Here is a 10,505-nt window from a genome sequence, read left to right as displayed (position 1 = left end):
CTGGCACCCAGTTCGACCCCCACGTGGTCGATGCCGCATTGCGGATTCTCGCCCCCGCCATGGCCAGCTCGGATTCTGTCGCGGTTGCCTAACCGGGTCCGGTTATCCGATGGCCGATTATCGGCCGTGGTGCCTATACTTGCCAATATCCCTATATGGGGGTGAAACGGTTTCGACGTTGCATGTTGAAGCGCTTGAAGCGAGCCGAGGTCTCCGGAGTCCTCGTTAAAGAACCGGAACACCAATAGGTGCCGAAGATAACTTCGCCCTGGCAGCCTAAATAGGCTGCTCGTCTGACCGGAGGGTACCTACCTCGCCGGACCCAGACGTCGCAATGTAGGACGCTCCCCGAGGGATTCCGGGACTGAGGGGCTAAGACAATTCCGGATAGGTCAGAGGGAAACTTGCCATCAGAGCCCCACTGGTCCGAATGCTTGCTGTTGGCTGCGCTCGGAGAAGCGGCGCAGATGGTGCAACGGACGGGGGTTCGACTCCCCCCACCTCCACTGATCAACCAGACCGGTCTGCGGTCCTGGTCGGTGATTCTCGGAAGCGACGCTGGTTAGCGGCCACGGCGATTTACTATGTTGGTTCGTACACCCAGGGAGTAGGCGATGCCCGGACGCAGGATATGGTCAACGTCGCTCGCCATCGTGGTAGTCGCGTCGTTGCTCAGCAGTCCGGCCGTTGCTCAGGGTGAACCCGAGCGATCCGTTCCCATCGATGTCAACCGTGACTCTTTCGACGAATTCGGTGCATCGCTGGCCCAGGCTGCCAGGTCCAGTGCCGGGAAAGTCACCGTCAGGGTCGATTACACCGGTCGGGAAACCGACGCTCGCCAGTCGGTGAGCAAGGCCGGTGGACGGGTCCTGGCGAGTGGTGGCTCGTCATTCAAGGTGGAATTGCCGGTCGCGGCCCTGCGGGGCCTGGAGCGGGCGCCCGGGATTGCGTCAGTCCGCGAGATGATCCCTCCCGCTCCGCTAGCTGTGAAGTCGCAGGGCGTCGGTACCACTGGCGCCAACACCTGGCACGCCCTTGGCATGACCGGGATCGGCGTCAAAGTAGCCGTCGTAGACTTTGGGTTCGCAGGGCGTGCCGAAGCAGTCACGTCCGGTGACCTTCCCGGGAGCGCCATCACCAAGAATTACTGTTCCAACCCGCTCGAAAGCGGGGGAGCCCACGGCACCGGCGTGGCAGAGATCGTCTATGACATTGCTCCCGCCGCTCAGCTCTATCTGGTGTGTGTCGATGATGAGTTCGATCTTGAAGCGTTTGTGGATTACGCGATCGCTCAAGGGATCGACATCATCAACCATTCAGGCGCCTGGTTCTTATCTGATCGGGGGGACGGGACTGCCGGGGCCCCTAGCGCCTCAAACGCGGCGAGGCGCGCCGACGAGGCCGACATTCTTTGGGTGGCTGCGGCCGGAAATTATACGCAGGACCATTGGAAGGGCGCCTGGAACCCGATCACCATTGGTGGGGTCACCCTCCAACGTTTCGGGTCGCCTGCGGATTTCGACCTGTCAACGGTGGTACCGAGCGGCGGGAGATTGAGCGTCTTTCTGAAGTGGGACAATTGGCCGACCACCCGCGAAGACCTGGATTTATACCTTTGGGACCTAACCGGATCCACGCCGTTGGCTTGGTCCTTTGGCGATCAGGCCGACGGTCAGCATCCGCAGCCACCGGTCGAGAACATGGACTGGGTCAACGCCACGGGAGTCCCCAAGACGGTCTATATCGAGGTTCGGGCACATTCGGTCAACAACCCGGGCGAACTTGACATGTTGGTGTTCGGGCAATCCGGTCTGGAGTACCCGGTAGCGACCGGATCCATCGCCGACCCGGCGTTTTCGCCGCATACGGTGGCAGTGGGCGCCTCGTGTTTCGCCGACAACCAGATCGAATACTTCTCTTCGCTTGGCCCGACGATCGACGGTCGAATCAAACCGGACTTTGTGTCAGCTGACGGAGTGATCACCCGCGCTTTTGGTGGAACGGCTGGAGCTTGTGATGGGTTCATCGGAACTTCGGCCTCGGCGCCTCATGTCTCCGGTCTTGCTGCTCTTATCATGCACGCCGCCCCGAACTGGACGCCCGATCGGGTCGTGCAGGCACTCCAGGACTATTCGTTGGACCTCGGCCCCAAGGGCAAGGACAACACGTTCGGATTTGGCAACGTGGTGTTGGGGGCGGTGCCGGCCGAAGATTGTCGGGCGGTTCCCACGCCGGTAACCGGGATCGTGGGCCCTGGCACTGTCGTCGACACCTACAACGGTTCGGCGATCCCGGCGGGTAGCTACCTCGTGAAGAACAATGATGGTTCACTCTCGTTGTGCATTGATCCTGGAACCCCTGCCTCGGCCGCATCGGCCACGTTTGTTCCGCTTTCATTCGTCACAACCAACCTGGCCGCTCCGCTCCGCCAGCAGACAGATGTCCCGGTACCTTGCATGGTCGGTCAGGGTGAGTCGGCGTTCATCCGGTGCCGTACTCCACGATTCGGCGTCACCTAGGGGCTCCCAATTCGGATCGGCGCCCCGCGGGTTCGGGCGCCGGCGCGTGTCTGAGCCCGCCGACTTGCGCACTAGCCTGGCGGAATGTCGAAGTCGATCCTTGTTCATGTAACCGGCACCGATCGGCCCGGAATCACCTTCGGGTTGTTGGAGATCCTGGCGTCGGCCGGTGCGGAAGTTCTGGATATGGAACAGACCGTGGTCCACGATCGGCTCAACCTGAGCCTGCTCGTCGACATCCCCGAGAGTGCCTCAACGGTCAAAGACCTGCTCTACTACGGCTGGCAGAAGTCGATGTCGATCGAGTTCGAGGTCGTCGAAGCGGAGGTCAGCCCGCCCCCGAGTCCCGTGCGTCATGCGGTAACCGTTCTCGGCCGCGAGTTGTCCGCGGCGGCCCTAGCCGGGGTGGCCGATGCCATTGCCGGCGGTGGGGGCAATATCGACCGGATCGCCCAACTATCGCGAACGCCGGTCTTCAGCTATGAACTCATAGTCTCGGGCGGCGACGCCGGAGACATGCGGTCCCGTCTATTGCAGTCCTCGGTCCGCCATGGGGTTGATGTGGCCATCCAGCGGGAAGGGCTTGGTCGTCGTGCCAAGCGCCTTGTTTTCCTCGATGTGGACTCCACCCTTATCCAGGATGAGATCATCGATCTGCTGGCCGACGAGGCCGGCGTTCAGAATGAGGTGGTCGCCATCACGGCCAGTGCCATGGCGGGTGAGCTCGATTTCACCGAATCTCTCCGGCTTCGGGTAGCGCTGCTCGCCGGCTTGGATCAGGCCGCCCTCGACCGGGCGCAGGCAAGGGTGCGGCTGACGCCTGGGGCGCGAACGTTCGTCAGGACGCTCCGTCGTCTCGGGTACACCACGGCTGCGGTTTCTGGCGGTTTTCAGTTCTTCGTTGACAAGGTGGGCGCCGAACTCGGAATCGACCACGTATTCGCCAACGAATTGGAGATCGTGGATGGCGTGCTTACCGGCCAGTTGATCGGGCCAATCGTCGATCGAAAGCGCAAGGCGGAGCTACTCGTCGAACTCGCCAACCGCGAAGGCGTCCCGCTTGAACAGACTGTGGCGGTGGGCGATGGGGCCAACGATCTCGACATGCTTGCCACGGCGGGCTTGGGGGTGGCGTTCAACGCAAAACCGATCGTTCAGGAGGCAGCCGATACGTCGGTAAGTGTCCCGTACCTCGATGCCATCTTGTTCGTCCTGGGAATCCGTCGTGAGGACGTCGAAGAGGACTGAGTCGCCTGAACGCCGAGGACCACCGATTTCGAACCGTCAGCACACGCCTTGGACGAAAGGGGCGTTGGCTAGTGAGCGAGTGGCTTGTACTTGATGCGATGCGGCTGATCGGCGGCCGCTCCGAGTTCTTCGTGGCGGCGATCTTCATATTCGGTGAAGCCACCCTCGAACCAGCGAACCACGGAATCACCTTCAAAGGCGAGTACGTGAGTGGCGATCCGGTCGAGGAACCAACGGTCATGGGTGATGACTACGGCACAGCCGGGGAACGACTCAAGCGCATCCTCAAGAGCCCGCAACGTGTCGACGTCGAGGTCGTTGGTTGGCTCATCGAGCAAGAGGACGTTGCCACCAGTTTTGAGCATCCGTGCCAGGTGAACCCGGTTACGTTCGCCACCGGACAACTCGCTGACTTTCTGCTGCTGATCGGACCCTTTGAAGTTGAACGACGCAACATAGGCACGTCCGTTCATTTCCCGGCCGCCGATGGTAATGATGTCCTTGCCATCGGTTATTTGCTGGTACACCGTGAGGTTCGGGTCAAGCGTGTCTCGTGACTGATCAACGTAGGCGAGATCGACCGTCTCGCCGACCGTGAGCTCACCGCCGTCGGGTTGTTCCTGACCCGTAATCATGCGAAATAGGGTTGTCTTCCCGGCTCCGTTGGCGCCGATAACGCCAACGATGCCAGCCGGAGGGAGCATGAATGTCAGATCTTCGATCAGCAATTTGTCTCCGTATCCTTTGCGGAGTCCGCTCGCTTCGATAACCGTGTTGCCGAGGCGTTTGGTCATCGGGATGGTGAGTTCGAGCCCCTTTTTGGCAGCCTGATCTGCCTTCGACTCGGCGAGTAGGTCCTCATAGGCGCTCAGGCGAGCCTTGGATTTGGCCTGCCTGGCTCGCGGGGACAGGCGAACCCAGGCCAGTTCCCTGGCCAGGGTGGCCTGGCGCGACGAGACCTGCTTCTCCTCCTGGGCGAGCCTGGCCTGCTTCTGTTCAAGCCATCCGGAATAGTTACCCTCGTACGGATACGTGTTGCCGTTGTCGAGTTCCAGGATCCAACCGGCCACGTTGTCCAGGAAATAACGATCGTGGGTTACCGCCATGACCGTTCCCGTGTAATCCGCCAGGAACCGTTCCAGCCAGGCAACCGACTCGGCGTCGAGGTGGTTGGTTGGTTCATCGAGTAGCAACAGGTCGGGGTGGGACAGGAGGAGCTGACAGAGCGCAACCCGTCGTCGTTCGCCACCCGACAAGGTGGTGACGTCGGCGTCGGCGGGTGGCACTCGCAGGGCATCCATGGCGATGGCGACCTGTCGATCAAGATCCCAGGCGTTTGCGGCTTCGATTTTGCCTTCGAGATCGGCCTGTTGCTTGCCGAGGAGCTCGTAGTCGGCGTCGGGGTCGGCCCATCCAGCCAACACCTCGTTGTAGCGGTCGATGAGCGACTGGGTTTCGGCCACCCCGTCCATGATGTTGTCGAGGACGTTCTTGTCAGGGTCGAGTTGGGGCTCTTGGGGGAGGTAGCCGACCGTGAACCCATCTGTGAGTTTGGCCTCCCCGGTGTATCCGTCGTCCTGGCCGGCCATGATCCGGAGCAGCGACGACTTCCCGGACCCATTGTGGCCGATGACCCCGATCTTGGCGCCCGGGTAGAACGCCAGGGTGACATCTTTGAGGACGGTGCGGTCGGGGAGATGGTGGCGGGAGACCCGCATCATCGTGTAAATGAACTCTTTTGCCATGGGCGAACAGCGTAGCGTCAGTGCTGGGCGAGGAATTCCTCGACGAGACGCAGGTCGGTGAGGACGGGCATCGGCGGCAGCGTGTTGAGAATTGTCCGACCGTACCGTCGGTTGGCGACTCGAGAATCGAGCAGTGCGACCACGCCCCGATCGGTTGTGCTGCGAATGAGTCGGCCGGCCCCCTGAGCGGTCAGCATGGCGGCCCGGGGAAGGTCGACCGTCATGAAGGGATTCTGTCTGCTCAGTTCTGCGGCTTCCCGGCGGGCTTCCCACAGCGGGTCGTTTGGCCGGGGGAAGGGAAGTCGATCAAGGACCACGAGCTCAAGCGATCTGCCGACGACATCGACTCCCTCCCAGAATCCCATAGTCGCCACGAGTACCGATGTCTCGTCCGCTTCGAACTTTTCGAGGAGTTGTCGTTTGGGGAGGTCTCCCTGGGTGAAAATGGCGAATTCATCAAGTCCGAGCAGCGCCTCGGAAAAGCGTTCCAGGTTCCGATAGGAGGTGGTGAGGATCAACGATCGGCCTCCCGCCGCCGTGACAAGCCGGACGATTTCGTCGGAGGCCGCCTCGCCGAATCCCTCGGCGTTCGGTTCCGGTAGGTGACTCGCCACGTAGATGCGGCCCTGTTTCTCGAAATCGAATGGTGACGGAGCCCGTAGTCCGGTCGTCTCGTCTGGCTCGAACCCGAGTGCGCTGGCCAGTGGAAGCAGTGACCCTCCGGTGGTGAGGGTGGCGCTGGTGACGATTACCGTGGTGTCGTGTAACAGGAGGTCAGCCAGTTGTTTGCCGACGTGGATCGGCGCCACGTTGTAGGACCTCCGGTCCACCCAGCCGACATACCCATCGGGCAGTTGGTGGCCAAGGCCAAGGTCGGCTTCCATGTGACCGGCCAATCGGACCAGCCGCGCTTTGGCACCTTCCTGGGATTGGGTTGGGGCCGGAGTCTTCTCGGCCAGTTTGCGAACCTTGGCGACCACCCTGGCGGCGGCTTCGAAAGGAATTTTCAAGTCCGAAGGCACGGCAACCCTGGTTCCATCAAAATGACCGAGGGCGTCTTCGACTCCCTCCCCGGCCCGGGATAGGTCTTCCAGGAGGCTCTCGGTGGCCTTGGTTCCTGCGACACCACGCAAATATCGTGAGGCGCGTTCCAATTGTCGGAATCGCCACGGAGCAATTTCGAAACCGAATGCCGACGCGAACGTATCTTCGAGTCGATGGCCTTCGTCGAAGATCACGACCTGATGGTCCGGTAGGACCCCTCGATCGGACATGAGGTGGGTCCCGTACAGATGATGGTTGACGATGACGAGGTCGGCGTCCTCGGCCCGGTCGAGGGCTTGCATGGCGAAACAGGTTGTGCCCATTGGACAGTTGTCGCGTCCGGGGCATTCGGTACCAGAAACCGACACGGTCGCCCAGGTGTCGTCATCCACGGAGAACGGCAGATCGTCACGGTCGCCAGTCGGATGGTCGATCGCCCACTCGGCGATCTGGGAGTATCGATCTTCGACCATCGGCTCGCTGAACAGATCTTGGGCCACGATGTCGGTGTGTTCGATGAGACGGGCTTTGCAGACGTACGAGGCTCTTCCTTTTACGGTCTGCCAGGTGACCGGGAAGCCGGCCGCCAATGCCTCCGCAATGAAGGGAACGTCGCGACGGTCGAGCTGATCCTGGAGACTCTTCGTGGCTGTCGAGATCACGACCTTTTGGCCAGAGACGACCGCCGGAACGATGTATGCGAATGACTTGCCAGTGCCGGTGCCGGCTTCGACCAGCAAGTGCCGCCGATTGGTTATGGCGGCCGCAACGGCCCCCGCCATTTGGGCCTGGCCGTCACGGTGGAAGCCGCCTGGTTTGGCGGCGACGACTGTCTCTAGGGCATCGAGGGTTTCGTCAAGGGACATCGATTCACCATGGTACGGCGGGGGGGTGTAGGAATGACGCTATCGTTTCTTCCTGATGACTCAAACTTCTTTCGCGGATCTCGGCGTGTCCGACACGCTCGTTGCCGAATTGGCCAGCCGGGGTATTATCACTCCTTTTCCTGTTCAGACCATGACCATCCCGGACGCGCTCTCGGGTGTTGATGTGTGTGGCAAAGCCAAGACCGGTTCGGGCAAGACACTCGCCTTCGGGCTACCAATGGTTATGAAACTCACGTCGGCCATCAAGCGACGTCCGCGCGGCGTGGTACTCGTACCGACCCGTGAATTGTGTTTGCAGGTGGCCGAAGAGCTGCGGTTCCTCGGCCATTCCTACGGTCTCCATGTGGTGGCCGTGTACGGCGGAGCCTCCATGAGCGACCAGCGGACCGAACTCGCCACAGCCGACATTGTGGTTGCGACTCCTGGTCGGTTGATCGATTTCCTGGAGCGGGGCGATGTATCGGTGGCCGACGTTCAAATGGTGTGTCTTGATGAGGCCGATCAGATGGCCGACATGGGCTTCTTGCCTCAAGTAGACGTCATCATCCGCCAGATGGAAGGCGATCACCAAACGTTGCTTTTTTCGGCGACTTTGGACGGCGCCGTGGACCGGCTGGTCAAACGACACCTCAAGGAACCTGTCTATCACGAGGTTGAATCTGACACGGTGACCGTGGACACCATGGAGCACCGGTTCATTGAGGTGCACTATCTCGACAAACCCAAAGCGGTTGCCGCCATTGCTGAAAACGCCACCCGGATTCTTGTCTTCGTCCATACCAAGCGTGGTTGTGACAAAGCTGCTGAACAAATAGGCGCAGAGGGCGTATCGGCCAAAGCCCTCCACGGCGATCTACCTCAATCGAAGCGAGAGCGGGTTCTGGCGTCGTTTGCCGAGGGCAAGACGAAGGTGCTCGTGGCTACGAACGTTGCCGCCCGGGGTTTGCACATCGAAGGCGTGGATATTGTGATCCACTACGACCTGCCCAAGGATTACAAGACCTATCTCCACCGCTCAGGGCGAACGGCTCGCGCCGGAGGCTCGGGATTGGTTGTCACGTTTGTCGAATGGAATCAGATGACAGAGGTCCGGACACTTCAGAAGGAAGCCGAGGTCGTGTCGACGGTCGTCAAGATGTTCTCAAACGATCCACGGCTAAAAGATCTTGAGGCGTTTCAACCGCCGCCCTACGAGCAGGTCGTCGTCAACCCCCTGCGCAAACGTCGCCGCCGCTAGAGGTGCCCAGGGCTGAGTCGGAAGCCGCTCCGGGTCAGGTTGCTAGGAACTCTCCGCAAACGAGACCGTGAGGCAACCCCGGCTCGAACCACTCCGGTTGTCCCGGATCCCATCGATACGCTGGAACAGCGCGAACCGGAAGCCAAGTTTCTGTTTCAAGAGGTCTTCGACCCGCCGCACGGCTGTGGGGGAGGCGTCAACCGAAGCGTGTGCCTCGAACCAATCACCGGTGACCCGTCCGAATCGCGTGCACGGGGCGACCCTCACCCCGGTGTTGTTGCCGATCCGCTTGACCTTGCCGGAATCGCCGGCCGTCCACATGAATAACTCATCGCCCTCCTGGGCGAACCAAATCGGCGTCTTGACTCCCGTTCCATCGCGACGAAATGTCTCAAGACTCAGGAACTGTTCGTCGTTCAAGTGAGGTGCGTCTCTCACAGGTGGACAGCGATCATATGGAGGAACGTCCTGACCTTCAACGTGCGTCGATCCCGTTGGTCGGGGAATCGTTTTGGGCAAGCCAGGCGGTTGCCCTGGCCAGTTCATCGGGACCAAGCGGTCGCACCGCTAGATCCAACCCGAGAAAGATCGTTTTTGACCATGGATAGAAGACGATCGGTATGAGCGTGTTGACCACCATCGTCACGATCAACGCGGTTGACCAGGGTACGTCGGGCCAGGTGACAACCATGATGGCCACGAACACGATCAGGAATGTACCAATCGTCACGGCCGTATTCACGATCATGGCCCCGGTTCCGTAGCCCTGATCTCGCTCGAACTTCATGCCGCAACCGGGACAGTGTTTGTGCATGGTCCACCAACCGCTGAACAGGCCAGACGCTCCGCAGTGGGGGCATCGTTTGGTGAGTCCTCGCAGTACCGGTTTCATCGGTCGCCATGCTACGGCCTGTAAACCGATATGCTGGCTGTGTGCAACGCATGACACTCGGCCTGATGCAGAACCCCGTACGCGGCCTCCTCCATGGATCGGCGGCGGTGGCTTCGGTGGGTGGTCTGGTCGTTCTCATCGTGTCGACCCTCAACAACCGCCCCCGGATGGTTTCGATGATCGTCTTCGGGGTTTCGTTGATTGCCTTGTACACAACGAGCGCGTTATATCACTCGATTCCGTGGGGCGAACGCTGGAAGGCCCGGATGCAGCGGGTGGATCATTCGATGATCTTCTTACTCGTGGCCGGCTCGTTCACGCCGTTTGCCGTGAACCTGCTCGACGGCGGGTGGAGGATCGCCACCCTGGTCATCGTTTGGTCGGCATTTCTCATCGGGACGGTTGAACGGATCGTGTTCCACCGGGCCCGCGTTTGGCTACCGGTTGCGCTGGCCACGACGATGGGGTGCTTCGCGGTCGTGCCGCTCCCGGTCATGTCGGAACGACTTGCGCCCATCGGGGTGGGGTTCTTGCTGGCGGGTGGTATCGCCTACTTGATCGGAATGATCGCCTTTGCAACCAAACGGCCGCGCCTCTTTCCCCGAATTTTCTCCTACCACGAGGTCTTTCATGTCCTTGTCGTGGCCGGGTCCCTCTTTCACTTCGTGGTCGTTTTGAAGTACATCGTTCCGCTCACCTAGCCGATGTTCCTGGCCGAGACCGTTCATGTACGAGCCGACGTCGCCAACGAGGTGATAGGGCTGGTTCAGCCTCCCGCCGCGATACAGGATTTGTGATGGAGCCGCCCCGGATCGAGTACGACGTCGACGGATTGTTGGAAGCCAATGCCGCCGCTGACCCCTTCGACCAGTTTGCAGGCTGGTTTCAGGAAGCAGTCGAGGCAGATGTACCCGAAGCAAACATGATGACGCT

The 10,505-nt window shown here is 60.8% G+C and carries 9 protein-coding genes and 1 other RNA gene; 6 read left to right on the top strand and 4 right to left on the bottom strand.

The features are described from left to right. Positions 1-157 precede the first annotated feature (157 nt). The 3 genes from ssrA (at position 158) to serB (ending at position 3,767) form a co-directional block, all read left to right on the top strand. Positions 158-509: a transfer-messenger RNA gene (gene ssrA, locus JJE47_08645) on the top strand. Between the two features lie 105 nt (positions 510-614). Next, positions 615-2,519 (top strand): S8 family serine peptidase, encoded by a 1,905-nt coding sequence (locus JJE47_08640; protein ID MBK5267488.1) that lies wholly within the window; start codon positions 615-617, stop codon positions 2,517-2,519. Positions 2,520-2,603: 84 nt separating this feature from the next. Next, positions 2,604-3,767: a phosphoserine phosphatase SerB gene (serB, locus tag JJE47_08635; protein MBK5267487.1), complete on the top strand. Its 1,164-nt coding sequence runs from the start codon at positions 2,604-2,606 to the stop codon at positions 3,765-3,767. Positions 3,768-3,835: 68 nt separating this feature from the next. Here the strand turns inward: serB and ettA are convergent, their stop codons facing one another. After that, positions 3,836-5,512 (bottom strand): energy-dependent translational throttle protein EttA, encoded by a 1,677-nt coding sequence (gene ettA / locus JJE47_08630; protein MBK5267486.1) that lies wholly within the window; start codon positions 5,510-5,512, stop codon positions 3,836-3,838. Between the two features lie 17 nt (positions 5,513-5,529). Beyond that, positions 5,530-7,422: an ATP-dependent DNA helicase gene (locus JJE47_08625; GenBank protein MBK5267485.1), complete on the bottom strand. Its 1,893-nt coding sequence runs from the start codon at positions 7,420-7,422 to the stop codon at positions 5,530-5,532. Positions 7,423-7,477: 55 nt separating this feature from the next. On the opposite strand from JJE47_08625, the gene JJE47_08620 reads away from it, so the two are divergent. Beyond that, positions 7,478-8,680, top strand: coding sequence for a DEAD/DEAH box helicase (locus tag JJE47_08620; GenBank protein MBK5267484.1), 1,203 nt, complete (start codon positions 7,478-7,480; stop codon positions 8,678-8,680). Positions 8,681-8,722: 42 nt separating this feature from the next. Here the strand turns inward: JJE47_08620 and JJE47_08615 are convergent, their stop codons facing one another. Beyond that, positions 8,723-9,118 (bottom strand): PPOX class F420-dependent oxidoreductase, encoded by a 396-nt coding sequence (locus JJE47_08615; GenBank protein ID MBK5267483.1) that lies wholly within the window; start codon positions 9,116-9,118, stop codon positions 8,723-8,725. A 37-nt stretch (positions 9,119-9,155) separates the two neighbouring features. Continuing rightward, a complete protein-coding gene (locus JJE47_08610; GenBank protein MBK5267482.1) occupies positions 9,156-9,572 on the bottom strand; it encodes a DUF983 domain-containing protein in 417 nt (138 codons plus the stop codon). A 65-nt stretch (positions 9,573-9,637) separates the two neighbouring features. On the opposite strand from JJE47_08610, the gene JJE47_08605 reads away from it, so the two are divergent. Both JJE47_08605 and JJE47_08600 read left to right on the top strand, forming a co-directional pair. Then, on the top strand, positions 9,638-10,273 hold the full coding sequence (locus JJE47_08605) for a hemolysin III family protein (protein MBK5267481.1): 636 nt from the start codon (positions 9,638-9,640) through the stop codon (positions 10,271-10,273). 95 nt (positions 10,274-10,368) lie between these two features. Beyond that, positions 10,369-10,505, top strand: a 137-nt coding sequence (locus JJE47_08600; protein MBK5267480.1) for a pyridoxamine 5'-phosphate oxidase, incomplete at its 3' end; no start/stop codon positions are given.

Source organism: Acidimicrobiia bacterium (assembly GCA_016650365.1).
Taxonomy (GTDB): domain Bacteria; phylum Actinomycetota; class Acidimicrobiia; order Spongiisociales; family JAENVV01; genus JAENVV01.
Note: the sequence above shows the minus strand (reverse complement) of the source record. Positions and strands in the feature narration are given on the sequence as shown.

What these genes read in the sequence shown, in the direction of transcription:
- JJE47_08640 (MBK5267488.1), top strand. Translation starts at nt 615, where the DNA reads ATGCCCGGACGCAGGATATGGTCAACGTCGCTCGCCATCGTGGTAGTC.
- serB (MBK5267487.1), top strand. Translation starts at nt 2,604, where the DNA reads ATGTCGAAGTCGATCCTTGTTCATGTAACCGGCACCGATCGGCCCGGA.
- ettA (MBK5267486.1), bottom strand. Translation starts at nt 5,512, where the DNA reads ATGGCAAAAGAGTTCATTTACACGATGATGCGGGTCTCCCGCCACCAT.
- JJE47_08625 (MBK5267485.1), bottom strand. Translation starts at nt 7,422, where the DNA reads ATGTCCCTTGACGAAACCCTCGATGCCCTAGAGACAGTCGTCGCCGCC.
- JJE47_08620 (MBK5267484.1), top strand. Translation starts at nt 7,478, where the DNA reads ATGACTCAAACTTCTTTCGCGGATCTCGGCGTGTCCGACACGCTCGTT.
- JJE47_08610 (MBK5267482.1), bottom strand. Translation starts at nt 9,572, where the DNA reads ATGAAACCGGTACTGCGAGGACTCACCAAACGATGCCCCCACTGCGGA.
- JJE47_08605 (MBK5267481.1), top strand. Translation starts at nt 9,638, where the DNA reads ATGCAGAACCCCGTACGCGGCCTCCTCCATGGATCGGCGGCGGTGGCT.